This is a genomic window from Prosthecobacter sp. GW821-HT29F12 (assembly GCF_058803405.1).
Window position 1 is genome coordinate 6,549,692 of sequence record NZ_CM179517.1, and the last position, 25,437, is coordinate 6,575,128.

Annotated in this window: 22 protein-coding genes; 20 read left to right on the plus strand and 2 right to left on the minus strand. The window is 59.5% G+C overall.

Annotated elements, in window-relative coordinates; all coding sequences use genetic code 11:
- The first annotated feature begins 70 nt into the window (after window positions 1-70).
- From AC3RLQ_RS27055 to rpiB, 11 genes are all read left to right on the plus strand, one after another.
- Window positions 71-745, plus strand: coding sequence for a hypothetical protein (locus tag AC3RLQ_RS27055; RefSeq protein WP_493031774.1), 675 nt, complete (start codon window positions 71-73; stop codon window positions 743-745).
- Complete coding sequence (locus tag AC3RLQ_RS27060; RefSeq protein ID WP_493031775.1) at window positions 742-1,869, plus strand: AAA family ATPase; 1,128 nt, start codon at window positions 742-744, stop codon at window positions 1,867-1,869. Before AC3RLQ_RS27055 ends, AC3RLQ_RS27060 begins: the two co-directional genes overlap by 4 nt.
- Window positions 1,866-2,597 carry a hypothetical protein gene (locus AC3RLQ_RS27065; RefSeq protein WP_493031776.1) on the plus strand — a complete coding sequence of 244 codons (732 nt, stop codon included), beginning with the start codon at window positions 1,866-1,868 and terminating at the stop codon, window positions 2,595-2,597. The genes AC3RLQ_RS27060 and AC3RLQ_RS27065 overlap by 4 nt, the downstream gene beginning before the upstream one ends.
- Window positions 2,598-2,602: 5 nt before the next feature.
- A complete protein-coding gene (locus AC3RLQ_RS27070; protein ID WP_493031777.1) occupies window positions 2,603-5,158 on the plus strand; it encodes a hypothetical protein in 2,556 nt (851 codons plus the stop codon).
- 10 nt (window positions 5,159-5,168) lie between these two features.
- A complete protein-coding gene (locus AC3RLQ_RS27075) occupies window positions 5,169-7,967 on the plus strand; it encodes a hypothetical protein (RefSeq protein ID WP_493031778.1) in 2,799 nt (932 codons plus the stop codon).
- Window positions 7,968-8,051: 84 nt separating this feature from the next.
- The gene (locus tag AC3RLQ_RS27080) at window positions 8,052-8,753 is read left to right on the plus strand and encodes a pirin family protein (RefSeq protein WP_493031779.1); all 702 of its coding nucleotides are present in this window, start codon (window positions 8,052-8,054) and stop codon (window positions 8,751-8,753) included.
- Between the two features lie 43 nt (window positions 8,754-8,796).
- Entirely contained in the window at window positions 8,797-9,174 is a 378-nt protein-coding gene (locus tag AC3RLQ_RS27085; protein ID WP_397379945.1) for a DoxX family membrane protein, read from the plus strand.
- 110 nt (window positions 9,175-9,284) lie between these two features.
- The gene (locus AC3RLQ_RS27090) at window positions 9,285-9,779 is read left to right on the plus strand and encodes a VOC family protein (RefSeq protein WP_493031780.1); all 495 of its coding nucleotides are present in this window, start codon (window positions 9,285-9,287) and stop codon (window positions 9,777-9,779) included.
- Window positions 9,776-10,669 (plus strand): YceI family protein, encoded by an 894-nt coding sequence (locus AC3RLQ_RS27095; RefSeq protein WP_493031781.1) that lies wholly within the window; start codon window positions 9,776-9,778, stop codon window positions 10,667-10,669. Before AC3RLQ_RS27090 ends, AC3RLQ_RS27095 begins: the two co-directional genes overlap by 4 nt.
- A 32-nt stretch (window positions 10,670-10,701) precedes the next feature.
- Window positions 10,702-11,307 (plus strand): nitroreductase family protein, encoded by a 606-nt coding sequence (locus tag AC3RLQ_RS27100; RefSeq protein ID WP_493031782.1) that lies wholly within the window; start codon window positions 10,702-10,704, stop codon window positions 11,305-11,307.
- Window positions 11,308-11,862: 555 nt separating this feature from the next.
- The gene (rpiB, locus tag AC3RLQ_RS27105) at window positions 11,863-12,291 is read left to right on the plus strand and encodes a ribose 5-phosphate isomerase B (RefSeq protein WP_493031783.1); all 429 of its coding nucleotides are present in this window, start codon (window positions 11,863-11,865) and stop codon (window positions 12,289-12,291) included.
- A gap of 117 nt (window positions 12,292-12,408) precedes the next feature.
- Here rpiB and AC3RLQ_RS27110 read toward each other — a convergent pair whose 3' ends face one another.
- Entirely contained in the window at window positions 12,409-13,854 is a 1,446-nt protein-coding gene (locus tag AC3RLQ_RS27110; protein WP_493031784.1) for a TIR domain-containing protein, read from the minus strand.
- Between the two features lie 77 nt (window positions 13,855-13,931).
- Here AC3RLQ_RS27110 and AC3RLQ_RS27115 point away from each other — a divergent pair, with 77 nt between their 5' ends.
- The 4 genes from AC3RLQ_RS27115 to AC3RLQ_RS27130 all read left to right on the plus strand — a co-directional run bounded on the left by AC3RLQ_RS27115 (window position 13,932) and on the right by AC3RLQ_RS27130 (window position 18,104).
- Window positions 13,932-14,798: a DMT family transporter gene (locus AC3RLQ_RS27115; protein WP_493031785.1), complete on the plus strand. Its 867-nt coding sequence runs from the start codon at window positions 13,932-13,934 to the stop codon at window positions 14,796-14,798.
- A gap of 240 nt (window positions 14,799-15,038) precedes the next feature.
- Window positions 15,039-15,596: a hypothetical protein gene (locus AC3RLQ_RS27120; RefSeq protein WP_493031786.1), complete on the plus strand. Its 558-nt coding sequence runs from the start codon at window positions 15,039-15,041 to the stop codon at window positions 15,594-15,596.
- Between the two features lie 48 nt (window positions 15,597-15,644).
- Window positions 15,645-16,238 carry a glutathione-regulated potassium-efflux system oxidoreductase KefF gene (gene kefF / locus AC3RLQ_RS27125; protein ID WP_493031787.1) on the plus strand — a complete coding sequence of 198 codons (594 nt, stop codon included), beginning with the start codon at window positions 15,645-15,647 and terminating at the stop codon, window positions 16,236-16,238.
- A 3-nt stretch (window positions 16,239-16,241) separates the two neighbouring features.
- Window positions 16,242-18,104: a monovalent cation:proton antiporter-2 (CPA2) family protein gene (locus AC3RLQ_RS27130; protein WP_493031788.1), complete on the plus strand. Its 1,863-nt coding sequence runs from the start codon at window positions 16,242-16,244 to the stop codon at window positions 18,102-18,104.
- A 318-nt stretch (window positions 18,105-18,422) separates the two neighbouring features.
- Here AC3RLQ_RS27130 and AC3RLQ_RS27135 read toward each other — a convergent pair whose 3' ends face one another.
- Entirely contained in the window at window positions 18,423-19,058 is a 636-nt protein-coding gene (locus AC3RLQ_RS27135; protein ID WP_493031789.1) for a 3-keto-disaccharide hydrolase, read from the minus strand.
- A gap of 284 nt (window positions 19,059-19,342) precedes the next feature.
- Between AC3RLQ_RS27135 and AC3RLQ_RS27140 the strand changes: the two genes are divergently transcribed.
- From AC3RLQ_RS27140 to AC3RLQ_RS27160, 5 genes are all read left to right on the plus strand, one after another.
- Complete coding sequence (locus AC3RLQ_RS27140; protein WP_493031790.1) at window positions 19,343-20,062, plus strand: SGNH/GDSL hydrolase family protein; 720 nt, start codon at window positions 19,343-19,345, stop codon at window positions 20,060-20,062.
- Window positions 20,063-20,368: 306 nt separating this feature from the next.
- The gene (locus AC3RLQ_RS27145; protein ID WP_493031791.1) at window positions 20,369-21,184 is read left to right on the plus strand and encodes an SGNH/GDSL hydrolase family protein; all 816 of its coding nucleotides are present in this window, start codon (window positions 20,369-20,371) and stop codon (window positions 21,182-21,184) included.
- Between the two features lie 223 nt (window positions 21,185-21,407).
- Window positions 21,408-23,234 (plus strand): phosphoenolpyruvate carboxykinase (GTP), encoded by a 1,827-nt coding sequence (locus AC3RLQ_RS27150; protein WP_493031792.1) that lies wholly within the window; start codon window positions 21,408-21,410, stop codon window positions 23,232-23,234.
- 180 nt (window positions 23,235-23,414) lie between these two features.
- Window positions 23,415-23,657: a hypothetical protein gene (locus tag AC3RLQ_RS27155; RefSeq protein WP_493031793.1), complete on the plus strand. Its 243-nt coding sequence runs from the start codon at window positions 23,415-23,417 to the stop codon at window positions 23,655-23,657.
- 390 nt (window positions 23,658-24,047) lie between these two features.
- Entirely contained in the window at window positions 24,048-25,286 is a 1,239-nt protein-coding gene (locus AC3RLQ_RS27160; RefSeq protein ID WP_493031794.1) for a hypothetical protein, read from the plus strand.
- The last annotated feature ends 151 nt before the right edge of the window (window positions 25,287-25,437 follow it).

The following is a 25,437-nucleotide window of genomic DNA, read 5'->3' on the forward strand; positions in this document are numbered from 1 at the left end:
CCTTCTGCAAAATCGCTTCAGAGAGAAACTTGTCAGTGGCTGATTCCAGTTCTTTCTTAGGCGGCACTGCATGCCGGTCACTGTCTCAATCGCCGAATTCTTTTCCTCCCTGCACGTAGCAGGACAGGCAGGCGTGACTAGAGAGCTTTTGGCAGATCCTGATCCCGCACAAACCGCCTCTCTTCTCAGCAGAGCCTTTCATGACCTCTGCGATGATTTGCCCGGTGGCGTTCAAGTGGATCTGGAATGGCATCCCAAGGCCGCAGTGAATGCCCTGCATTACATCTACCGTCTCTGCCAGGCGTTGGTGGATCGCGCCATGACGGAGGAAGATGTGAGTCGAATCTGCGCTGCATTGCCCTTGCCGCCCTCCTCTCCAGGCGAGTTGCTTTCGCAGGATCTCGCACTTCGGCATCTGCCGGAGCTTCACTCCATGGCCAGGTCCATGAGCGACAGCGATCCCCTCGTGTCCGGCATCGAAGCCGCTGCAAAGCACTTCCCGCTCTCGTCCGTCGGCATCGCTCTTCAGGAAGCACCAGACCTTACGCCTCTTCGTCGTCACGATGGCCTGTGGCAGCTGTACATAGATCGCATCATCGAACGCCAGGATGCCTCCCGCTTGCATGATGCGCACACCAGGCTGGCCGTCGCAAATGCCCTCGGCGAGCACGCCCTCTCGCTCGCCCCGAAGCTCGCCGCCCGCCTCGCGCTGGAGGCCTCCCCACTTTCCATTCTTGCTCCATGACCCCTCTCGAAATCGCCCAGCATCTCTCCGATCAAATTCTACGCCCCATGAAAGCCGTCTTCGTCGGCAAGGAGGAGATTATTGATGTCATGGGCATCGCCCTTGCCGGTGGTGAAAATCTCTTTCTTCACGGTCCTCCCGGCACGGCCAAAAGTGCGCTGGTGAATGAACTCGCCAGGCGTCTCGATGCGCGCGCCTTCGACTACCTCCTCACACGCTTCACGGAGCCGGGTGAACTGTTCGGCCCCTTCGACATCCGCCGTCTGCGGGAAGGGGATCTCGTCACCAACACCGAAGGCATGCTGCCGGAGGCTGACTTCATCTTTCTGGATGAACTGCTCAATGCGAACAGCGCCATCCTCAATAGCCTCTTGCTCGTGCTGAATGAGCGCGTCTTCCGCCGTGGCCGCGAAACTCGCCGCCTGCCCGCGCTGCTCGTCGTCAGCGCCAGCAATCACCTTCCTGAAGAAGAAGCTCTGCGCGCTTTGTTTGACCGCTTTCTGCTGCGTGTTCACTGCGGCTACGTGCCGGAGGCCGAACTCGCGGCCGTGCTTGAGGCAGGCTGGGCGCTGGAAAAATCTCGCCGCTCCGCACCTCCTGCCGCCGGCTTGTCCGCGCATGACATCCGCACCCTGCAGGAGGCCCTGCCGTTGGTGGATCTCACTTCAATCCGCAGTCCTTACTTGGAGCTCATCGCCCGCCTGCGCGCCGCCGGCATGGAAGTCTCAGACCGCCGTGCCGTGAAACTTCAGCGCGTCATCGCCGCCAGTGCCCTCATGTGCGGTCGGCAGGAGGCACGTGTTTCAGATCTCTGGGTGCTGCGCTGCATCTGGGATCGTGAAGAGCAGCGCGAGATGCTCGCCGCCATGGTGCAGGAGACGATCAACAAGGACACCCCCGAGAGTGGCGATCACCCGCAGGCCCATGGCGGCAGCGCCCCAGATCCTGAGAGCCTCGCACGTGACCTCGATGTTCTGTCGGAGGGCTGGGCAGATCTCGCCCTCGGCGTGGCCAAGGACCGGCTCGCTGCACTTGCGGCGCGTGTGCCCTGGGTGCGGCAGACCGAGACTCGTGAAGCCTTGCAGGAAAAAGTCGAGACCCTCTGGCGGAGGGCTGAAGCATGACGGTTCAGGCTGGGCAGTGCGTCGCCGTCCTGGCAGCATCTGACATTCCCTGGCTTGGCCGCTGGCGCACGCTTCCAGGGCATGAAGCCTGCGAAGCGGGCGGACACCTCTGGGTTCGTGGACCTGCAGGTGCGGAGTGGGATCGTCTGCCCGCTTTGACACGCTTCACCGCAGATGATTCTGGCCGTCTCATCCCTCTGGGCCTCACGCTGCCCACGGCACGTCTTCCCGAGGGGCCATGGCAGCCTCTGGCAGAGTTTCTTCGCGTGCGTCCTCCTGCTGCAGCGCTGCCTGCACTCCATGTCGCTCCGGTGGCTTGGACACTCGTGCCTGCAGTGCAGTTTCATCCACCCGCTCTCATGCTGCTGCCTTTTGAGGAACTCACACGCTGGGGTCTCACGGCCCCTGCCGTACGCTTGCAGCCGCTGCGCTTTGCCTTGGCAGGTGATGGCCGCACCTGCGTCATGGGCACCCCGCTGCCTCCTCTTCCCGGCACACCGTGGTGTGTGGAGTACCGTATCGCCATTCCCGCTGGCTGGTCCTTGCCAAAGGGAATCACCGCTGCGCTGGTGGCTTCCAGCATGAAACTGGGCACAGGTGAAATCGCCCTGCTGCATCCAGATGGCACTGCCGAGCGCCTCCCTTCAGAGGCATTCGTTGAGCTCACCCGCAGCGCCCTTCGCGCCACTGCTGCGAATGCCATGAGTCCATCTTCTCTGGAGAACTGAGCACCATGCATTCTCCCGCCACACTCGCTTATTTCTGCGCACCTCCGGGACTACTCTGGGAGTGGGAGGATGCAGATGGAAATCAGGCCGTGGTATGGTCGGGAGACAATGCCTTGATCGCCTTTCGTCAGGAGCTTCCTGAATTGCTGGAGGCATGTGCATCTGGTGGCCTTCCGCCGCTGGGCTCCATCCTTCTGGTTCTCGCCGCTGCATCAGAGAGCTACGATGCTGACTCCACCCGTGGTCGCCTGTGGGCGGCGGCGGCGCGTGCCACGGGCAGCAAAGAGGTGCCCGCAGGGATTCTCTCATTGTGGACGACGGTCGGCGCTGGGCTTGACCGCATCCATTCATTGCCTGCTGAGCTCAGATCTGGCGGCCCGGCTCGCCGCAGGCTGTTGCAGACCTTGTTTGAAGATCCCGCAGCAATTCGAATCACGCCGCCCCAAGCCGCGAATATCATCGCTGAGTTTGTTCAGACTCCTTCCCTGCACGTTTTTCAGCAGCGCTCACCCGGCCTCAATGGCATCGCTCGCCTGCTTGCGGATCTTAGCCTTCTCGAATACGCCTTCACCCACTGTCCGCCTGAGCACCTGGAGGAACGTCTGCGCACCGGCATCGACCGCCTCCCGTTACGTCAGCTTGAGCTCCCCCTGCCTGCACCGGCTGAAGTGCCCGTCCCCGAGCCTCCCGCAGACCTTCTTCGTGCCTTGGAACACGAGGGTGGCGAGCTGGCTCAGGTGGCCGGCCTCGTGCGGCGCATTGGTGCCATGCTGCATGTACCCAAAGCCGTCACCCAGCGCGATGAGTTGCCCTTGGGTGGCGTCTCCGATATCACGAATCGCGGCGATCCCTCCCGCCTCCTCATGACCGAGCTCGCCTGGGACGATCTCACTTTCGCTGTACGCCTTGCGCAGGGAGAGGCTCTCTACCTCCGCCGCGAATCTCCTCCCGCCGAGCCTCCACCTCGCCGTCTGATCCTGATCGACACCGGCCTCTTCATGTGGGGAAAGCCACGCCTCTTTGCCCTCGGCTCCGCGCTTGCCCTGCTGCGGCAAAAGCATGGCGAGCAGACAGCCATCGGTTCCGTTTTCGCCATCGATGCAGGCGGCTTCAAAAACATCACCTTGGAAACGGTGTCGGATGTCCGCGTGCAGCTCGCACGTCTTCAGCCGCAGCCTCATCCCGGCTCTGCCCTGCAGTTGCTCGCCGATGCCCAGCCTTCGCCTTTTCAACCCAACGAAGAGGTCTTTGTCATCACCCATCCCGCGGCCTTGGAGACGCTCTGTCATCTCCCGGTGTGGCGGCATCTCGCCAATACAGTGCCCTTGCATGCACTGCTGGTGGATCGCGATGGCAATCTCGAACTCTCCCGCCACAGCCTCGCCGGCGCACGCCCTCTGGCCCACGCCCGTGTCGATGCCGAGGATCTCTTCGCGCCTCAGTCCGCAGCTCTTGCGCTGAACCCTTCATCCGCCACATTGACCAGCGAGATCGGACGGTTGCCGCATTTTTATCGGCAGAGTGTCTGGCCGCTCTACATCCCGGGATCGCCTATGCCTGGCAAAGCGTATCAGATTGGCGGCAAAGGCTTCATAGGCATCTCCACCTCAGGTGCCGTGTGCTGGTGGACCCTCCGCGTCCATGCGGGCCGTGTGCTTTATCCGACCGCTCCGAGCACGGACTTCAAGGGCATGGTGGTCGATCCCGAAGGCGAGGACCGCGTGCTGCTTCTCTTCGGCGGCCTCGAATACCGACAGCTGCAGATTCTCGTCCTCTCTCTCACCGGTCAGGAGCCAGCGCATCTCATCTCCTATCACGGACTTCTTGATGAACTGTCACAGTTTCGCGTGCAGTCAGGCGCCCTCGTCTTGATAGACAGCAAAGTGGCCAAGGCTCTCTCACTCGACAATGGCCGCGTCATCGCCTCAGAGGAATTGGGCAAGTTTGCCGGTATCCCGTGGTTTGATGGTGAAACTTTCCACCCTCATGGAGAGCACATGCCCATGTCCAGCCTCTTGATAACCAAGAATGCGGCTCCCGTGAGAACCACCGCCAAACGCCACCGTATCTCCGAAATTACTCATGTGGGTTTCGGCCTCACCGGAGGCTTGTACCTGAGAAAAGAAAAGGGCCGCGCATATCAGCTCAAAGTCCATCTGAAAGGCGGCCTCGAATGGCATGCTCCTGCCGATGCTCCCGCCACTTTCCACCCTTTGCAGCCGCTGATTCTATCCGACTGGTCCGACTGTGGACTCTCCCAGGCAGAGTTCCCGGATGGCCGCCGTGTGATTTATGATTCCCGTGGCTTCCTCCATGTATGCGATTCCGGCGATGACTCCCAGGAGATCAGCCTCGTGCTGGTGAAAGGCCACACGGCCGCCTGGCAGCGCAAAGGCTTTTATTATGGCGAACAGAACCTCCTCTGGGATGAAGCCATCGGTGCCGCCTCTGTGCTGCAAACATTGTCTCGCACTCTCTTCCGCGCCTGTGAGCCCGGCAAACCTAAGCACACTGCATCCATGGTGAAGAGCAATTTTAAAAGGTATCTCTCTACAGAATAACTCGCCACCCATGCGCACCTTCCCGCTCCGCCTCATTCCAGCCGCTGTCGCTCAGCCGGTGCGTGCGGGCTTTCTCCCAGGATCAGACGTCGGGGCCTGGCTGGAAGAAATGGCGCGTCAGCCCGGCGCTCGGTTCTTTGTCGTGCCGAGTTCGGTGGAGGAAGCTTCGGCAGGTGGTTTGCTCATTGTGCCCTCGACTGGAAAAGCTGTGGCCTTTGGTCCGCGCGTCATGGTCTGTGCTCTGGAGCATGGCAGTGTCGCCGTCCCCAGTTCCATGCGGCTTGATCCTGCCCTCACAGATGAGGAGGCGCGGCGGCTCCTGCATTACGCATTCTATTTTTTCCATCCTGCGCTTGGCTTGGTGGCTTTTGAGGAAACCGATGCCATCACGGCGGAAACGTTGATCGTACCACCACTGCCACGCGAGACCTCATGGCTGCATGCAGTGTCAGGACATTCACCGCTGCCGCGCCTCACTCGCGTCACGCTCAGTCTTCCAGAGGATTTGCACGACCTCTTTGGCGAAGCTCCGCAGGACATCGGTTCGCTTTCGCCCAAAGACCTCCAGGACAAAGCCCCCTTCCTCGAACGCCTCGGTGACAAGCTCTTCGGCGCTGTCGCCTTGGCAGGTCTGGGCATGCTGGGGATACTCGGTGGATTTGCCAAACTGTTGGGTGCCGGAAAAGCTCTGGAGGGCAGTTCAAAACCAGACACGGGTTCTTCTCGCCCCAGCGACTCCAACGCGCGCGGCATTCCCATGATGGATCGCCTCATGCAATGGACTGCGGCACAGTTTGAAAAACTCCAGCAGAGGCGTGAGCACGAGCTGCAGCGTCTCATGAAGCTTCTGGAAACCAATCCCGAGCTGGGCTTGCGCTATGCCCTGCCATTCTCGGAAGCAGGGAACGCCTCTCGCGGTCAGGCTCCGCCCAGCTGGAAACTCGGCGAACGCAATCCCGTGTTTGGCTCACGCCGTGGCGGAGGTCCCGCAGACGTCTGGAATCTCGCACCTCAAACGCAGTGGCAGCTCCAGCAAAAATACCGTGACCTGGCCAATCGTGAGATCGCCGCAGGCCGGTTTGATCGCGCCGCCTACATCTTTGCCGAATTGCTGGGAGACTGGCATGCCGCTGCCGGTGCCCTCGCACGCGGTCGCCGGCATCAGGAGGCGGCCCGCATCTACCTCACCAAACTCAACAACAAAGCGCAGGCGGCCAAGTGCCTCGAAGACGGCGGTCTGCTCGCAGATGCCGTGCTGCTTTACGCGGAGCTGGCACAGCATGAAAAGTGCGGCGATCTACTGCGCCAGATCGGCCGTGAGCGCGAGGCCGTCGCTGCCTACCATGAAGCGATCAAGAATGGCGGAGACCGGCTGCACGATGCCCGCATTCTCTTTGAAAAGCTCCAGCAGCACGGCCTTGCCATCTCCGTGCTGGCCAGCGGCCACCCTAACTCGCCGCAGGCATCTCAGTGCCTTGAGCGCCACTTTGAATACCTTGCCCGGCTTGATGCCGTCACCGAATCTCTGGCGCTTGCCCGCTCCTTGAGTGATCCAGCGCATCAGATTTCAGACCGCCTTCAAATGACGGAATCGCTGCGTGTCATTCATCAGTCTCAGGCGGATCCTGAAGTGCGTCAGCGCATTGCACGGGTCGCCACCGGCATCATTGGTGAAGCTGTGGCGGCTGGAAATGACAAGGAGGCTTATCTTCTTGCCGTGTTGCCTCATTTTGCCGCCAGCGATCTCTTGTTAAAACGCGACACCCTCCGTTTTGCCGATGCTCGCGAACGCACCCGCCGCCAGGAACGAAAAGCCCTCCAGGCTGGATCTTCGCGGCGGTCAGGAAATGCGCTCACGCATCGCGGCTCGCTGAGCCTTCCCAAAGACGGCACTCAATGGTGGCGTCTCATCACCACAGACACCAAGTGGCTCGCTGTCGGCCAAAACGACAAAACACGACAGGATGTCTGGGTTTTCGGCAAAGGTGAAAAGATCATGGGCAAGTTCACCTCGGCATCAGGCTGGGCCTACCTGACCAATCTCAGTCCTTCTCTTCCGCCATTGGGCGACCATGTCTGGCTCCCGTTTGCAAGGCAAGGGGAGGTGGCCCGCTACGGTCAGGCCGGGCTGGCAGATTTCTGTTCCAGCCCAAACACCCGTGACATGCTGGTCTCTCAGCTCAGTTGGATGCCTCCACGCGTGCTCGCCGTTCATCCTCAGAAAGAAGGTGTCTGGATCCTTCACGTCAACACCACCGAAACAATCGATCTCAGTTACTATTTTTACCCGGGGCGTCTCGTCCGAACTCATGCCCTCGGCTGGGCCCCTCCAGAGCTGGCCGGGCCTGTCTGCCTGGCTGTGCATGGTGATAACGTCATGCTCAGCGTCGGCACTCATCTCCTGCGCATCAAAAACGGCGACGTCATCAATCAGACCGAACTCCCTTCTCGCATCCTCGCACTGCACGCGACCAAACCCGTTCAGCCGGCTGCATTCCTCGCGGTGACGAGTCTCGAAGTGGTGCTGCTCTCCCCAGGAAATCTCAGGGATCTCGATACCGTGCAGCTCTACTCCCGAGCAGACAGCGGCTCACCCCATGGCTGCTTCCTCAATGACGGACGCATCGCCGTGGGAGATGGCAAAGCCTGCCTCATCTACACCGCTTACCCCGAAACCAGTCTCATCCAAAATGCGCTGCTTCAGCTCACAGATAAGAACCGCGTGCCGGATGCCAGCTGTTATTCATCTTGGAGCGACAAAGCGCTCGCCGTTCTCAATTCAGACGGCGTAATAGACTGGTACTCCTGACGGGTATTCATTACCTCAGGGCATGAACTTGTGAAGCAGGAAGCATTGGAGGAATGACCATCACGGCGCGAGTACAGCGTCGTTATGAAACTCAATCTTCGCCTCTCCAACGAACGCGGCCATGCCAACCACGGCTGGCTCGACAGCTACCACACCTTCAGCTTTGCCGATTACTACGATCCGGCGCACATGGGCTTCCGCAGCCTTCGTGTCATCAATCAGGACGTCATCACCGGCGGCGCAGGTTTCCCCACCCATCCGCATCGCGACATGGAAATCTTCAGCTACATCCTCTACGGCGCACTCGCGCACAAGGACAGCATGGGCAACGGACGCACCCTTCTCCCCGGCCAGATCCAGCTCATGAGCGCCGGCAGCGGAGTCACCCACAGCGAGTTCAATCCCTCCAAGACTGAACCCGGCAGCCTCCTCCAGATCTGGATTCGTCCGCGTCAAAACGGCCTGAAACCCAGCTACACCGAGTGGCACCCCAAACCCGAACATGAGACCGCCGAGAAAGTCCTCGTCATCTCCTCCGATGGCCGCGACGGCTCCGCCACCATCCATCAAGACGCCGACATCTACCGCGTGCGCCTCGAAGCCGGCAAATCCACCACCCACGAAGTCACCGTCGGTCGCGGCGCCTGGCTCCAGCTCATCAAAGGCACCCTCACCGTCAACGGCACCACCCTCAATCCCGGCGACGCGGTCAGCACCGACGACACCGGCACCCTCACCATCACAGCCACCCAAAACGCCGAAGCCCTCCTCTTCGACCTCGCCTAATCCCAACCAAAGAACAGTAAACCACCGTCAACTCCCCGCTCCCATGAAACACATCCCTACCATCGCCCGCCTCCTCCTCGGCCTCATCTTCACCGTCTTCGGTGCCAACATGTGGCTCCACTTCATCCCGATTCCTCCCCCACCCGAAGGTCCTGCTGCCAACTTCATGTTCGCCATCTACGGCAGCGGCTACCTCACCGTGGTGAAGGTCCTCGAAGTCACCGGCGGCCTCCTGCTCCTCAGCGGCCGCTTCACCAACCTCGCCCTCACTCTCCTCGGCCCTGTCGTGGTAAACATCGCCCTCTACCACTTCTTCCTCGTCAAAGGCGGCTATGAAATGCCAGTAGTCCTCGGAGTTCTCTCCTTGGTGGCCCTCTCCGGTCGCAAAGACTACCTCAGCACCCTCTTCTCCGCCAAATAAGGCAACCCCACGCGGGCCGGATTCATCAATGAGTCCGGCCCGCTTCTTCGATCCCCTCCGGAAAACAACGGTCAACCACCGTCAACAATCGTAAACCACCGTCAACTCCCATGAGCACTCCCATCCATCCCGCCGTCCGCATCGGCCACGTCCATCTCAAGGTGGCGGACCTGGAGCGCTCCCTCGCCTTCTACTGCGGTGTCCTCGGTTTCGAACTCACCCAGCGCTACGGCACCCAGGCCGCCTTCGTCTCCGCCGGCGGTTACCATCATCACATCGGCCTCAACACCTGGGAAAGCCGCGGCGGCAAAGCCCCGCCTCGCGGCACCACCGGCCTCTATCACGTCGCCCTTCTCTACCCTGACCGCGCCACTTTGGCCGATGCCCTGCGCCGCCTCATCAAAAACAAAATCCCCCTCGACGGCGCCTCCGATCACGGCGTCAGCGAAGCCCTCTACCTTCACGATCCCGATGGCAATGGCCTCGAACTTTACGTCGATCGCGATCCCTCACAGTGGCCGCGCGACGCCAAAGGCGAGCTCACCATGACCACCGAACATCTCGATCTCGACGCCCTTCTCGCGGAAGCCCCCTCACAGCCATGAAAACGCTCTCCCTCACCGAACTCCAGGCGCAGAAAAACACCGCCACCCTCATCCACGTCCTGCCGGAGGAGCACTTCGACTGCGCTCATCTGCCCGGCGCCATCAATGCCTGCGTCTACGAAACCATCTTCGTTTCCAAAATCGCCGAACTCGCCCCCGACAAAAACGCGCCACTGATCGTTTACGGCGCAGGCGGCGATTCATTGGACGCCACCACCGCCGCCGAAAAACTCACCAAGGTCGGCTACACCAACGTGGCTGCCTTCACCGGCGGCATCGCCGAATGGAAACAAAACAATCTCCCACTCGAAGGCACTCACGCCGATGTCTCCTCCGCCACTCCCCACGGCCATTACAATCTCGACACCGAAACCAGCCTCGTCCGCTGGACCGGTCGCAATCTCTTCAACCATCACCACGGCACCCTCAAGCTCTCCAGCGGCCACATTGAAATAGAAAACGGCGTCCTCCAGTCCGCTCGCTTCACCCTCGACATGAACAGCATCGCCTGTGAAGACCTCGTCGATACCGCATTCAATGCCATGCTCATCCGCCACCTGCGCGATGACGACTTCTTCGCCGTGGATCGCTTTCCCACCGCCGAGTTCATCTGCGATCACGCAGACCCTCTCCCATCCTGCACCCCCGGCACACCAAACTACACCCTGCACGGCACCATGACCCTGCGCGGCGTCACAAAGCCACTCAGCTTCCCCGCCGTCATCGCCGCCGCGGATGCAGATCATCTCACCGGTCAGGCACAGTTCGAGCTAGACCGCACCCAGTTCGACAGCCACTACGGCTCCGGCAGACTCTTCGCCTTCCTCGGCAAACATGTCGTCAACGACCACGTCCACCTCCACATCAAACTCCACGCAAAACGCAGCTAGATTTAAAAACTCCTCACCCTCAAACACACTCCATGAACACCCTCGAAGCCATCGCCTCCCGCCGCGCCATCAAGCACTACGATCCCGCCCACCGCATGACCGAAGCTGAAATTCATCAGCTTCTCGAGGCCGCCATGCAGTCCCCCACCGCCTTCAACATCCAAAACTGGCGCTTCGTCACCGTGCTCGATCCTGAAGTACGGAAACAAATCCGCGCCGTCGGCTGGGATCAGGCTCAGATCACCGAGGCCTCCCTCCTCATCGTCATGTGTGCTGACAAAGACGCATGGAAAAAAGAACCCGGCCGTTACTGGAAAAACGCAGCCCAGCCCGTGCAGGACTTCCTCGTCCCCGCCATCGGCCAATACTATTCAGGCCGCGATCAGGTCCAGCGCGACGAATGCATGCGCTCCTGCGGCCTCGCCGGCATGACCATCATGCTCGCCGCCAAAGCCATGGGCTACGACACCTCCCCCATGGACGGCTTCGACTTCGATGCCGTCGGCAAAATCATCAATCTCCCCGAAGACCACGTCATCTCCTTCATGATCGCCGTCGGCAAAGGCACCCAGCCCCCATGGCCCAAAGGCGGACAGCTCTCCTACGACGAAGTCGTCATCCGCGACCGCTTCAATTGAGGCTGACATAAGGCTAAGAGGACACATCGTGTGTTTTGCATGATGGATGAAAGAGTAGCACGACAGCGTTTTTGGAGTGCGGTCGCGGAGATGCACGGCGCAAGCCTGCATCGCAGCTACCGCTTTCGCCGGGTAAAGGACTCCCTTCATTCCCAGCCCAGCATCCAGTCGGACAAAGCTGCGTCGCGTCCCTATTTGCCATATGCACCCCAGCGATCTTCAGGTCCTGCGGACTCCATTTTTAAACGATCAACAGCCTTCCATATCAGCTTCTCCTTCACTCCAAGCCTCACTGCAAATAAGGTCTTGAAGGCCAACGGCCTTCCGTAATTAAGCCCAGGGTTCGCCGAGCCTCAGCGAGGCAACCTTGGGTCTGCACCACCCCACCGGAAAGCAAACCCAGCACCTCGCCGCACCCAAACCTCACCAGCAGCGTCCCCCCAAACGCCCCGCCTCGCGTCAGCGTAACGTCGGACGATTCGCCCACCCCGGCATGTCACTCGGCCGCATCAACACTTGTGAGCAACTGCCTGCTGCGCGAGTTTCACCCCCACCATGAAAATCGCCATCGGCTCCGATCACGCCGGCTACCTCTACAAGCAGGCCATCCTCCAGCACCTGCAGGCCGCAGGCCATGAGGTCGAAGACTTCGGCACCCACTCCGAAGCTCCCGTCGATTACCCCCGCTTCATTCGCCCCGTGGCTGAAGCCGTCGCCGCTGGCACCTTCGAGCGCGGCATCGTCCTCGGCGGTTCTGGCAATGGCGAAGCCATCACCGCCAATCGCCTGCGCGGCATCCGCTGCGGCCTCTGCTGGAATCTCGAATCCGCCCGCCTCACTCGTCTCCACAACGACGCCAACATCCTCTCCCTTGGTGAACGAATGATGGACCTCCCCACCGCCCTCCAGATCGTGGACACCTTCCTCACCACCCCCTTCGAAGGCGGCCGCCACCTGGCTAGAATCCAGCAGCTCGATGCTTGACGAGTTAAATTATTTTCCGAGCCCCTAACTTTATTTGAGATCGTGGTCGAAGAATAATCTGCAGCCGCGCAAGGTTTTTCGAAGGTGATGATTTAGAGTGTTTGAGCGCCGCCTTTTTCAATCAATTGCGATTTCTTTTTTTGGAAGCTCGCGTGATAGCCGCATGCCTTCCTGAACTTTCTTTTTATAAGCTTTAGCGAGTTCCGTCTTCTTTTTTAAAGCTGAGGCCATTCTGTCATGCGCATACTCTGAACGAGCATCCATTTTCAATGCGCTTTCGAAGTATGTGCAGCTTTCTGTAACCAGGCCTACATTTGATAACAAATTACCGATATTACTGACAATCCATTCTTCATTTTGATTTGGCTTTATCAGCTTTTCCGCGCTGCGGTAGGCTTCGAGAGCTGCGTTGTTCAAGCCTAAGGCTAGACAGGTGTTGCCTAAATATCCCCAGTATTGGATCGAGTCAGGGTTACTGTATGACAGCGTATCTAATAGATAAAGGGCAATAGTATGTTCATTACATTCTTGGGCGAGACGCGCATATTTTAAGGCAACTTCTTTGTTGGATGGATTTGAAATGTAACATTGCCGAATGATTTTAAAGGCATCAGAAGTTTTTTCTTCGTGCTCAAATATTTCGGCCAACTTTAAAGCCACTTCAGCATTAATAGTGGGTTTAGTAGATTCCAACAAAAAGATTGCGCGTTCTTGATTTCCTGCCTGATCCAAATGACTAGCCAGTTCAACACTAATTTTTCCACTATCCGGATGAACTTTTTGAGCGTTTTCTAACACTTCAATTGCTTTATCGACATATCCTTCCCTTTTGAGCAAATTTGCCACTACTTCTTGGCACGCAACGGAGTTTTGATTAGCTAGGGCATGCTCATAAAGAGTTACATGCCCTATGTTTGGATCTAACTTAAATTTGCAATAGTAGAGCCATGCTTGGTTTCTCAAGGCATCATCACCACTCTGTCCTTGCAATTCTTTTTCCAATTTTGTTATGGCAGATTCAAATTTGTCGTCGATGACATCCATTATCCAGTGGTCATATACTTCTTCCGAGCTTGCAGATGGAGTATTCGTTGACTCTCTAGTTTCAATAGGCCCCAGCTTTTTGATCTGAATTCTTATTTGATGTGAAGCTGGGCCAGTTGCCGCTTGGAGGCTTCCATCTGCCCGATTAGAATCAAATTTTCCTGGAGTAATTCCGATTAGATCCGTTGGGATATGTATATCCACGCCATCAGGCACAAGGAAATAAACTCTTTCTCTACCCAGTTTTCCAACAAAGAGGCCCAGTTCGAAAAGGACATTGTCCCGGACAGACTTAACATCGTTCCCTCGAATTTTCGATATGTCATCGGGACTAAAAACGAAAATTCCGAAATCGGCAGACGACAGAGCCTTGATCAAGGACTCAATAGTTGTGGATGAAAGCTCGAACACGCCTTGATCCCAGACAGTTACTTCAGCATCATGCAGCAAATTTTGTTGAACGGCATAAGCCACATTAAGACCTTCAACGGACGACCCTATAAATACTCGAGGTTTCATATGAAATACCTTTATCAGGTGAATAATCGATAGTTTGTTGATTCAGTGTATGCAATGCGATTTCTTAATTGTTCAAGATGAATATTTCTAAGGGCTGGACATCCGCCATCCCCTGGCTCTTCGTCCTCCTCTGGAGCAGCGGCTTCATCGGCTCAAAGCTCGGCGTGCCCTACGCCGAGCCCTTCACCTTCCTGACCCTGCGCTACTGCATCGTCCTCGCGATCCTGATCCCCATCGCCCTGCTCACACGTGCCCCTTGGCCAAAGGGAAAAGCCCAGCTTGCCCACGTCGCCTTCGCCGGCCTCATGATCCACGCCCTCTATCTCAGTGGCTGCGTCTGGTCGCTCCGCCTCGGCCTTCCGGCAGGCATCCTGAGTTTGATCGTCTCCCTTCAGCCCCTCTTCACCGCCGCCTTTGCCGGGGTCGCCTTGGGCGAGCGTGTCTTGCCCCGTCAGTGGTCAGGCCTCGCGCTGGGTTTCATTGGCACCGCACTCGTCGTCGCGCACAAAACCGGCAGCGGCCTCACCTTCCTCATGACACTGCCCGCCATTGCCGCGCTGGTCGGCATCACCGTCGGCACCATGTGGCAGAAGCGCCACTGCCCCGCCTTCGATCTCCGCACCAGCACCGTCGTGCAATACGCCGCCAGTCTCCTCATCACCGCCGTGCTCGCCGTCACCACCGAGACCATGCAGATCCAGTGGAGCGGTCAGTTCGTCTTCGCACTCCTGTGGGTGGCCCTCGTTCTCTCCATCGGCGCCATCAGCCTCCTCAATCACCTCATCCGCAGCGGCACCGCAGTAAACGTCGCCAGCCTCTTCTACACCGTGCCCGCCGTGACAGCCCTCATGGCCTGGGCCATCTTCGGCGAGACCCTCACCGGTCTCTCCCTCATCGGCATGGCCGTCGCCGTCCTCGGCGTCTGGCTCGCTCGCGCCCGCTAACCCATCAAGGTGGCAGCACAAAGCCCGCCGCGTCACTCTTCCGCTCCGTCTCGGCTGCATCGTCCTCGTCCTCCTACTCGAACTCGTCCTCGATCCTTTCACTCCTTTTCAGCACGACACTCTGCGTTCACCTAAATCATCCTCCTCTTCATCGGCACATGCAAGGATACCCTGAGCATCCCCCTCACGTGTCACTTCCGTGAGTTGAATTCCGGCCATCCTGCTCTACCTCGCTCCGTCATGAAACTCCTCCTCTGCTTCATCGTCGCCTCCTGTCTCGTTCCGGTTCTCCGTGCCGACGATCCCAAAACCCCACCGCCAGCGGAACTCAAGGCCCTCGCGGAGACCCTGGTAAATACCATCAAGTCAAAAGACGACGCGGCTCTCGCCACCTGCTGGCACTCGCCCGAAGTCATGGCAAAACTCAAAGCAGACGAGGCCCTCGCCGCCTCTGGCACCTCTCCCACCGAGATCAATGTGGACAAGGAACGCGAGAAGGAGCTGAAACGCCGCGAGAAGGACATGCTCCGCAACAAGCAGCGCATCGATGAAATCCGCGCCCTCATCACCAAACACTTTGGCGACATCTCCGCCCTCAAATTCGTGGAGCTCGAAGTCGATCCCGATGACGATGCCGCCGACCCCGAGGCAGCCTTTGACGAAGTGGACATCCATCTCCTCGCCGCAGACGGCACCAAGCTCCGCATCGAACTGGACGACGCCCTCCGCGTCGACGGCGTCTGGAAATTCAAAGGCCGCGTTGAGGATAAATTGTGCATTGAGCTCACCGATCCCTGAAAACGATTGCCGCGCCATTCTCAGCGGCCATGCTGCCGCGCATTCATCATGGCTTCGGTTCTCGTTCTCTACGCTCATCCCGCCCCTCACAAGTCACGCATCAATCGCAGGCTGGCAGCCGCTGCGCGTGATGTGGAAGGCGTGACCTTCCGCGATCTCTACGAGATCTATCCCGATTTCTTGATCGATGTCGAAGAGGAGCAAAAGCTGCTGAAAGAACACGATGTCATCGTCTTTCAGCACCCTTTCTATTGGTACAGCGCCCCCTCGCTGGTGAAGGAATATCTCGATCTCGTGCTCACCTACGGCTGGGCCTACGGGGAAGGGGGCACCGCTTTGCAGGGCAAGGTCATGCTGCAGGCCATCAGCGCCGGCGGTTCCGAAGAAGTTTACTGCTCGCAGGGGCGCAATCGCTTCACCATCCGCCAGCTCCTCGCGCCCTTTGATCAGACCGCCTTCCTCTGCGGCATGCGCTACCTCGCCCCGCACATCGTTTACAGCGCCAATCAACTGGCGGACGCCGCAGCCATCCAGCCCCTGGCACAGCGCTACGCACGCCTCCTCGCAGCCCTGCGGGATGAAACACTGCCTCTGGAACTGGCGGCCTCGGCGGAAAAGATCAACGACCTCATTCCTGCATAGCTCATGCACGCCCCGCATTTTTTCATCTCCGCTTTCATCTACCTGGGTGCCGCCGTGCTTCTGGTGCCCATCGCACATCGCCTCGGCCTCGGGAGCGTGCTCGGCTACCTCATCGGCGGCGCTCTGATCGGCCCTTTCGCTCTCGGCTGGGTCGGGGGTGCACAGGGTGAGGAAGCCATGCACTTCGCAGAATTCGGCGTCGTCATCATGCTCTTCATGATCGGCCTTGAACTGGAGCCCGCCCGCCTCTGGCGCATGCGCGGTCCCATTTTCGGCCTCGGCGGCATGCAGGTCGTGTTCACCGCACTGGCCGTCATTGGCATCGCGATCGCCTGCGGCCTGGGGACCAAGCCCGCCATCGCCACCGGCATGATTCTGGCCCTCTCCTCCACCGCCATCGTCATTCAGACTCTGCAGGAAAAAGCCCTCATGCGCACCGATGGCGGCGCTGATTCCTTCGCCGTCCTCCTCTTCCAGGACATCTCCGTCATCCCCATGCTCGCCGTGTTTCCTCTGCTCGCCGCCAGCGTGGCCAAGGTGGAGCACCATGGCTGGTTGCAGGAACTCCCCCACTGGGTCCAGCCTCTCATCACTCTGGGGGCCGTGGCGGTCATTGTCATCGGCGGCCGTTTCATCGTACCGCGCGGGTTTAACATTTTGGCAAAAACCGGCCTGCGCGAGCTCCTCACCGCCGCAGCGCTCCTCCTCATCGTCGGTGTCGCCCTGCTGATGACGCAGGTCGGCCTCTCCCCTGCGCTAGGTGCCTTCGTCGCGGGTGTCGTCCTCGCTGGCAGTCATTATCGCCATGAACTGGAGAGCAATCTTGAGCCCTTCAAAGGCCTGCTGCTCGGCCTGTTCTTTCTCGCCGTCGGTGCCTCGCTCGACTTCAGCGTCATCGCCGGAAAGCCGCTGCTTGTCGCCACGCTGGTGGTTGCATTGATCGCTCTGAAAGCCGCGGTCATGTTTGTCATTGCCACCCTGCTCAAGATTCGCGGCAGCCACCGCTGGCTTCTCTCACTCGCCCTCGCACAAGGCGGTGAATTCGCATTCGCACTCCTCTCCATGGCCATCCAGCAGGAGATCCTCGATGCCGAAACCTCCAAGCTCCTCGTGGCCGTGGTCGCCCTCTCCATGGCCATCGCCCCGCTCCTCTTCATCATTTACGATCGCTTGATCGCACCCCGCTACACCGCCGTGAGCAAGGAAACCCGCGCACCCGATCGCATCGACGAACACGCCCCCGTGATCCTCGCTGGCTTCGGCCGCTTCGGCAATTTCGTCGGCCGCGTCATGATGTCCCAGGGCGTCAAAGTCACCGTGCTGGAGAGCGACCCCGATCACGTGGACATGCTGCGCAAATTCGGCTTCAAGGTCTTCTACGGCGACGCCACCCGCCTCGATCTCCTTCATGCCGCCGGCATTGAGCAGGCCTGCATGCTCATCATCGCCCTCGCAGATCAGGCCAAAGTTGCACAGCTCATCGCAGATGTGCGCGAAAGATTCCCAAAGCTCCGCATCCTCGCTCGCGCCCACGATTACGATCACCGCGTAGAACTCATCAACCTCGGCTTGGCTGCCGAAGACACCGTGCACGAGCAGATGGGCAGCGCCCAGGAACTCGCCGTCCGCGCCCTGCGTGCCTTGGGCCAGCCCGCCTACGCCACCGAGCGTGCCGCCCGTCGCTGGCGCCGCTACGATGACGAGACCTTCCACCTCCTCATACCCGTGCATGAAGACGAAGACGCCTACGCCAGCATCGTCCGTGAGCGCCGCGTCGAACTCACTCAGTTGTTTGAAAGAGACATCGCCGAATTACCCGCCGACAACGACCAAGCCTGGGAAATCGGCCGCGCCGAAGAAACATAGCCTTACGCAAAAAAGCCCTTGGAACGCGGGTCTCCGCACTCGTCTGTGTCCTTCGTAGCCTTGGCGAAGAAGACAGCACTCCGCAAATCACTGCCGCGCCATTTCGCCGCCCGCTCCCGGAGGGAGCAGAGAGATTAGCCGGTGGTGAAGCGAGGCTTGGCGAGCGAGAACCACCGGATCACGTGGGAAAATGGTTCAAGCCCAAGGCCGCATGCCGGAGGTATGCGAGAACCGTGCGCAGGATGACGGAGTGTTTCTCGCCACTCTCACTGCAAACCCAGCGTCCGTCGCTTGGCCACATCGTTTCCGAAAACCGTCCTACTTCGCCGTCAGCTTGATGTTCCGAAACCACGTCTCGTCCCCGTGTTCCGTCAGCATGATCTTGCCCTTGCCCGGCGCAAAACCTTCCTTGCTCTTAAACTTGCTCTTCGCCACGCGCTCCTTCCACTCCGGCGTCGTCGTATCCGCTTCGCAGGCCAGCGCGCCATTCAGCCAATGCTGAATCTTCCCGTCCTGCACCACGATCTTGCTCGTGTTCCACTCACCCGCCGGTTTCACCGCCTTGCCGGCCACCGGTTCCTTGATGTCATAAATCGAAGCCGTCGTATGTGATCCACCCTTGAGCCCGTCCGGATGCCCGCTGTCGTCGATCATCTGGTACTCAATGCCCAGCCATTCCTTGCCGCCGATCTTGGTCACCCAGTACTTGATCCCGTTGTTGCCCTTCGGGTTCACCTTCCATTCCCACTCCAGCTCAAAGTTCGCGTACTCATTCTTCGAAATGAGGTTTCCACCGCCTTTGCCGACGAGATGAATCGTGTTGTCACCCTCTGTCGTCCAGCCACCCGATGGCGCCGCATCCTTGGTGTCCGTGAAATCAGCCAGCGTCAGAAAGGTCGGTTCGGCGGCAGTGGCGAATGTGGCGATGGCGAGAAAGGAGAGCAGCGTGCGCATAGGGGTTGGTGGGGAAGACTGGCGACATCAAACGTCGTGAGCACGGACTTGCCAGCATCTTTTTCACAGCCATTGCCAAAAACGAGTTCCCAGCAGTCCTCCCTCCGCGTGTAGCGCTGACATAACCGTAGCCGTGGATGCCAACCCTCGGTCTGCCCACAAACCGGCATTATCACCCAGTAGAACCGCGTAGCGGTGACACAAATCTCCGCACGTTGACGAGTTTTCGAAATCGCTCCAACAACCTGATATTCCCTCACCAGCCCAGCGTTTAAATCCGCCACATGAAATCCATCCTGCTCCTCGCTCTCATCGCCAGCACGGCCCTCGCCGCAGAGACTCCCACCGCAGCGCCCAAGAAAGCCCCCAAACGCGCCCCTCATCCCTCACTCGCCAAAGTCGAAGACGTCGCTGGCCTCCCTCGCGTACTGCTCATCGGCGACTCCATCTCCATGGGTTACACCCTCGACGTGCGCGAGATGCTCAAAGGCAAGGCTAACGTCCATCGCATTCCCACCAACGGCGGCCCGACCACGAACGGCCTCAAAAACATCAAGGCCTGGCTCGGCGACTCCAAGTGGGACGTCATCCACTTCAACTGGGGCCTGCACGATCTCAAATACATCGCCGAAGATCCCTCGAAGCCCGCCGACCCCAAAGCCCCCGGCTCTCATCTTCAAGTGCCACTCGCCGATTATGAAAAGAACCTCGCCGAACTTGTGAAGATCATGCAGGCCACCGGCGCCAAACTCATCTGGTGCAACACCACGCCTGTCCCCGCCGGTTCCGATGGCCGCGTCGAAGGCGATGAAAAGAAATACAACGAAGCCGCCGCCCGCGTCATGACCGCCGCAGGCATCCCCACCGACGATCTCTGCACCCACGCCAACGCCAAACTCAAAGACGTGCAGCTGCCTGCCAACGTCCACTATTCTCCCTCAGGCTATCACTACCTCGCCGAAAAAGTCGCCGCCGTGATCGCCGAAAACCTGCCCAAAAAATAAGCGGGAAATGAAGGCTGCGGCACCATCGAGCTCTGTCATCGTGAGACTTGCCGCGTAATCGAATGCAATCATCGCCCACACTCTCGGAAACAAACCTCTTCAGCCCCAACGGGGCTGCGGATTTGAGCCCAGGGGCAGCCGAGCCTCAGCGAGGCGACCCTGGGTTGGGCCTAAAATTCCGGGAAGCAAACCCAGCACTCCTTGTCACTCAGCATTCACCAGCAGCGCCTGCAACAAGTGCCGCCACACTCACGCCGCCGCCACGCAGTGCTCCCAATTAAAAAACGATCTTCACTAACCTCCCGCATGAAATACGCCCTGATCTTCCTCGCCTTCGCCAGCCTCTCCCACGCCCAGGTCAAATCTCAGAACGAGCCCACCAATGCCGCTGAAGCCGCTGCAAAAAAAGCGGCCGAAGACAAGGCGGTGGATGAAAAATATCAGGCCCTGAAAGCCACCCTCCCGGCGGATCAGCAGGCCTGGGAAACCGTGCTCGAGCAAAACCTCGGCAATGGCTTCTACCTCCCGCTGCACAAGAAAGACAAGATCGCCGGTCGCTCAAACGCCTGGGACTTCGTGCAGGATGACCCCAAGCTCCCCCGCGTCCTCCTCATCGGCGACTCCATCTCCCGCGGCTACACCCAGGACGTGCGCAAGGCCATGGCCGGCAAGGCCAACGTACACCGCGCCCCCGAAAACTGCGGACCCACCGCCAATGGCGTGAAGAAAATCGACATCTGGCTCGGCGACGGCAAATGGGACGTCATCCACTTCAACTTCGGCATCCACGACCGCAAAACGCCCGCTGCAGACTACGAGCAGCGCCTCGAAACCCTCATCGCCCGCATGCAGAAGACCGGCGCAAAGATCATCTTCGCCACCACCACCCCCGTTCCACCGGACACCAAGGACGGCCCCGAAATCGTCACTCAAATCGCCGAGAAAAACGAAATCGCCCTGCGCGTCATGAAAAAGCACGGCATCGCCATCGATGATCTTTACTCCTTCCTCGCTCCCCAGCTCCAAGGCATCGCCAATCCGCAGGACGTCCACTTCAACGCCAAAGGCTACGAACTCATGGGCCAGCAGGTGGCGAAGTCGATTGAAGCACAGCTGAAGTAAATCATCTCAGGTCACAAAGACATTCCATCCCCTCCTGTTTTTGCCTCTGCCGCTTGGTGGGTGCTCCGGTGTCTGCGCAGGATGAGAGCAAGCCGGGAAACATCCAGCAGGGGCTCCGTGGGGGCTGAGTGCTGCGCTGGCTTCGCCAAGATTGGCGGCATGAACCACCGTGACACTTGGCATGATTTCGGCATGTTGTTGTCATCCACAAAACCCCCACTCCATGACGCCGATCCCCTCCTCAAAACCCCTCAGTAAAAACATCCATCTTCAGCGCTGGGTCGGAAAAATGGCCGCTCTCTGCAAGCCCGACCGCATTTACTGGGTGGACGGCTCCAAGACCGAATACGACCGCCTCTGCAATGAAATGGTCGATGCCGGCACCTTCACCCGCCTCAATCAGAAAAAGTGGCCCGGCTGCTTCTACGCCAAGTCCGATCCCAGCGATGTCGCCCGCGTCGAGGAGCGCACCTTCATCTGCAGCAACTCCAAGGACGGCGCCGGCCCCACCAACAACTGGATGAACCCCTTCGAAATGAAGGAAAAGCTGCGCAAGCTCTTCAATGGCTGCATGCGCGGTCGCACCATGTACGTCCTCGCTTACAGCATGGGCCCGGTCGACTCCCCCATGTCACAAATCGGCGTGCAGCTCACCGATTCACCTTACGTCGTGGTCAACATGCGCATCATGGCCCGCATCGGCAAAAAGGTCTTCGAGAAGATCGATCAGGCAAAGAAGCGCGTCGTCCCCTGCATGCACTCCGTTGGCATGCCCCTCAAAAAGGGCCAGAAGGACGTCCCATGGCCCTGCAACAAGGAGAAATACATCGTCCACTTCCCCGAATCCCGTGAAATCTGGAGCTACGGCTCCGGCTACGGCGGCAATGCCCTCCTCGGCAAAAAATGCTTCGCCCTCCGCATCGCCTCCGCCATGGCCCGCGATGAAGGCTGGATGGCCGAGCACATGCTCATCCTAGGCGTCGAAGACCCCAAAGGCAAAAAGACCTACGTCGCCGCCGCCTTCCCCAGCGCCTGCGGCAAGACCAATTTCGCCATGCTCATCCCTCCCCAGCACTTCGCTCAAAAAGGCTGGAAGGTCTGGACCGTCGGTGACGACATCGCCTGGATCAAACCCGGCGCGGATGGCCGTCTTCACGCCATCAATCCTGAGGCTGGCTTCTTCGGCGTCGCCCCCGGCACCAGCGACAAGACCAATCCCAACGCCATGGCCTCGCTGCGGAAGAACACCATCTTCACCAACGTCGCGCTCACACCCGATGGCGGTGTCTGGTGGGAAGGCATGACCGATGCTCCCCCCGCTCAATGCACCGACTGGCAGGGCAATCTCTGGACCCCGGACATCGCCAAGGAAAAAGGCACCAAGGCCGCCCATCCAAATTCACGCTTCACCGCACCCGCCTCACAGTGCCCCACCATTGATCCCGATTGGGAAAAGCCCGAAGGCGTCCCCATCAGCGCCATCATCTTCGGCGGCCGCCGCGCCACCACCATGCCCCTCGTCTATCAGGCCTTCAATTGGAGCGGCGGTGTTTACACCGGCGCCACCATGGGCAGTGAAATGACCGCCGCCGCCGCCGGCACCATCGGTAAAGTCCGCCGCGATCCCATGGCCATGCTCCCCTTCTGCGGCTACAACATGGGCGACTACTTCCGCCACTGGATCTCCATGCAGCGCACCCTCAGCGAGACACCGCGCATCTTCCACGTCAACTGGTTCCGCAAGGACGCCAACGGCAAGTTCCTCTGGCCAGGCTTCAGCGAAAACATGCGCGTCCTCAAGTGGATCGTGGACCGCTCCAACGGCCACGGCAAATCCAAGGAAACCCCCATCGGCTGGGTGCCCAGCTATGCAGACATCGAATGGAAGGGGCTCGACTTCTCCAAGGAAAAGTTCGAGGAGCTCCAGCACTTCGACCGCGCCGCCTGGCGCACCGAGATCCTCTCCCACGAAGAACTCTTCATCGATCTCAAGAGCCACCTCCCCAAAGAACTCATCTACGAGCGCGAGCTCCTCATCTGCCGCATGTAACGGGGGCATTCTTGCCCCCTGCCAGTTGAAAGTAGCGCGGGCAATCCTGCCCGCAGCACGAACGTTCCAGGCCCCCGCCCCGCTCCAGCGCGGCGGGGGCCGCACGTTTGATGTGCGGTGCCTCGGCACTCAGGCGCACACTGCCAGCTTCGCGCCTGCGGCCAATGGACAAACGAAGCCATGGTATTTCATGCTTCCTTGCAGCAGGCATTCCCAGGATCAGCCCTGCACTTCGAGTGTGGCGAGTGGTTCCGCCTCGCGTGGCAGGCCCATGATCTCCCCCGCACCCTCCAGTTCATCTGCCTCGCCACCCTCTGCAAAATCCGCGTCCAGGAGCTCACCATGCGCCACGGCGACACCCGCCTCAGCGGCCAGGAAAATTCAAAGACCTGCTACATCTTCGACGACGATGATGACGTCTGACAAGTCCCACCACTCAGTTGAGCCGTGTCCACCGGCTTATGCTTTAGTCTTATCATCCAGTGTCTCAGAGTTTTCTTTGAGCTACGCGTAGCCGAGCCGCTCCTCATTTGGAGTGCGGTTGCGCAGCGAGGCACGAGCGCAGCTACCGCTTTCCGCAGGCCTGCCAGATCACTCATGCCGCGAAACCCTCGAAAACGACAGCCATCGCATCCGCCCTCCCAAGAAACTCGGTGAGGTGAAAAAGCAAAGGGCGCACAGCATGATCTCCGCCTCAGCTCCTTTGCGGCAAATCGGGCACCCCCAGTGTCTCCTCATCTCCTAAATCGAGCCCCCCTCACCTCAACCCGGCAAGCTCACCTGTTCCCCCCACGTAATCTCCCGCACACGCACATGAAACGGCACCTCCTCACCCTCCTCCTCCCGGTCCTTCTCTCTCTGCAAGCTCACGCTGAACCCATCACCGGCGAGACCGAGCACTTCCTCTACCGCATGCCGTCTAGCGATGCCCCCTACATCGACACCCAGCGCGACAACAAGGCCTTCGCCTTCAAAGGCACCCGCATCATGCTCTCCGAAGACAACGGCACCACCTGGCCCCACACCGCCGAATTCCCCGACGCCGAAAACATCACCTTCTCCGTGATCCTAAAAAACGGCAGCATCCTCTTCGCCACCCGCCAGCACCTCTTCCTCTCCACCGACAACCTCAAAACCCATCGCGAGATCATCGTCAAAAAATCCGACGGCACCGACTACCTTCCCCACACCCCCGTCAAGCCCGACCAGCCCGGCTGGTACTTCCACTCCCTCGATGGCGAGCACTGCTTCGAAGTCGGCGGCAAAGAAATGCTCGTCTGGGGAAATTACTGCAACGTCATCGGCGGCCCCGTCCCCGTAAACATCTACTACTCCACCGACAACGGCCAGACCGTCAAGCTCGCCTACTCCTTCGGTCAAAACCCCAAGTTCCAGCAAAAAGACGCCCCACCCACCGCCCCTCTCCTCGGCAATCCGAATAACACCCTCATCGCCCGCCACGTTCACAACGTCACCTACAACCCCGCCGAAAACGCCTTCTACGCCGTCACCGGAGACATCGACCGCGGCCACGGCAACGAATGCCACTGGCTCCGCGGCACCTACAATGCCACCGCCGACACCTGGGACTGGAAAGTCCTCATTTCCGTCAACTCAAACTCCCGCTTCAAATGCGGCGGCCTCAACTTCCTCGGCGACAAGCTCTACTGGATCGCCGACGCCAACGGCCCCGCCATCGCCAACCGCTACGACCGCGGCATCTTCACCTGCGCCCCCTCGGACATCACCGACACCTCCAGGCACACCCTCCTCTTCAATCCCATGTTCGAATCCGCCAACATGCTCCTGCAGGACGGCGTCTTCCTCGCCACCCACTGCGCCCCCGCCTCCACCTACAAGTGTGGTATCATCTGGTCCCCCGACATGGGCAAAACCTGGGCCCAGTACGACCTCAAAGAATTCGGTGCTCGCAGCGGCTGCCGCATCAACAAAAAGAACACCGACGGCTGGTTCCGCATGGACCTCCGCAAAGGCTGGATCGAACGCGCCGAAGTCCTCTTCCTCAAACCCAAGCCCGCCCCAAAACCCTGAACCAGAAGTACGACAGACACTCCTTGTATGTTGGAGACGTCCTGATTCCCGGACGCTGCGAAGTAACAGCGGGCTTGGAACTCAGGCTGGGTGGTGACGGCCAACCAGCCTGAGCGTGTGCGGGACAGACCGGAGGCACTCCTGATCCTTT

Excerpts from the sequence above, each read along its gene's own strand:
- AC3RLQ_RS27055 (WP_493031774.1), top strand. The coding sequence starts at position 71 with ATGCCGGTCACTGTCTCAATCGCCGAATTCTTTTCCTCCCTGCACGTA.
- AC3RLQ_RS27060 (WP_493031775.1), top strand. The coding sequence starts at position 742 with ATGACCCCTCTCGAAATCGCCCAGCATCTCTCCGATCAAATTCTACGC.
- AC3RLQ_RS27065 (WP_493031776.1), top strand. The coding sequence starts at position 1,866 with ATGACGGTTCAGGCTGGGCAGTGCGTCGCCGTCCTGGCAGCATCTGAC.
- AC3RLQ_RS27070 (WP_493031777.1), top strand. The coding sequence starts at position 2,603 with ATGCATTCTCCCGCCACACTCGCTTATTTCTGCGCACCTCCGGGACTA.
- AC3RLQ_RS27075 (WP_493031778.1), top strand. The coding sequence starts at position 5,169 with ATGCGCACCTTCCCGCTCCGCCTCATTCCAGCCGCTGTCGCTCAGCCG.
- AC3RLQ_RS27080 (WP_493031779.1), top strand. The coding sequence starts at position 8,052 with ATGAAACTCAATCTTCGCCTCTCCAACGAACGCGGCCATGCCAACCAC.
- AC3RLQ_RS27085 (WP_397379945.1), top strand. The coding sequence starts at position 8,797 with ATGAAACACATCCCTACCATCGCCCGCCTCCTCCTCGGCCTCATCTTC.
- AC3RLQ_RS27090 (WP_493031780.1), top strand. The coding sequence starts at position 9,285 with ATGAGCACTCCCATCCATCCCGCCGTCCGCATCGGCCACGTCCATCTC.
- AC3RLQ_RS27095 (WP_493031781.1), top strand. The coding sequence starts at position 9,776 with ATGAAAACGCTCTCCCTCACCGAACTCCAGGCGCAGAAAAACACCGCC.
- AC3RLQ_RS27100 (WP_493031782.1), top strand. The coding sequence starts at position 10,702 with ATGAACACCCTCGAAGCCATCGCCTCCCGCCGCGCCATCAAGCACTAC.
- rpiB (WP_493031783.1), top strand. The coding sequence starts at position 11,863 with ATGAAAATCGCCATCGGCTCCGATCACGCCGGCTACCTCTACAAGCAG.
- AC3RLQ_RS27110 (WP_493031784.1), bottom strand. The coding sequence starts at position 13,854 with ATGAAACCTCGAGTATTTATAGGGTCGTCCGTTGAAGGTCTTAATGTG.
- AC3RLQ_RS27115 (WP_493031785.1), top strand. The coding sequence starts at position 13,932 with ATGAATATTTCTAAGGGCTGGACATCCGCCATCCCCTGGCTCTTCGTC.
- AC3RLQ_RS27120 (WP_493031786.1), top strand. The coding sequence starts at position 15,039 with ATGAAACTCCTCCTCTGCTTCATCGTCGCCTCCTGTCTCGTTCCGGTT.
- kefF (WP_493031787.1), top strand. The coding sequence starts at position 15,645 with ATGGCTTCGGTTCTCGTTCTCTACGCTCATCCCGCCCCTCACAAGTCA.
- AC3RLQ_RS27130 (WP_493031788.1), top strand. The coding sequence starts at position 16,242 with ATGCACGCCCCGCATTTTTTCATCTCCGCTTTCATCTACCTGGGTGCC.
- AC3RLQ_RS27135 (WP_493031789.1), bottom strand. The coding sequence starts at position 19,058 with ATGCGCACGCTGCTCTCCTTTCTCGCCATCGCCACATTCGCCACTGCC.
- AC3RLQ_RS27140 (WP_493031790.1), top strand. The coding sequence starts at position 19,343 with ATGAAATCCATCCTGCTCCTCGCTCTCATCGCCAGCACGGCCCTCGCC.
- AC3RLQ_RS27145 (WP_493031791.1), top strand. The coding sequence starts at position 20,369 with ATGAAATACGCCCTGATCTTCCTCGCCTTCGCCAGCCTCTCCCACGCC.
- AC3RLQ_RS27150 (WP_493031792.1), top strand. The coding sequence starts at position 21,408 with ATGACGCCGATCCCCTCCTCAAAACCCCTCAGTAAAAACATCCATCTT.
- AC3RLQ_RS27155 (WP_493031793.1), top strand. The coding sequence starts at position 23,415 with ATGGTATTTCATGCTTCCTTGCAGCAGGCATTCCCAGGATCAGCCCTG.
- AC3RLQ_RS27160 (WP_493031794.1), top strand. The coding sequence starts at position 24,048 with ATGAAACGGCACCTCCTCACCCTCCTCCTCCCGGTCCTTCTCTCTCTG.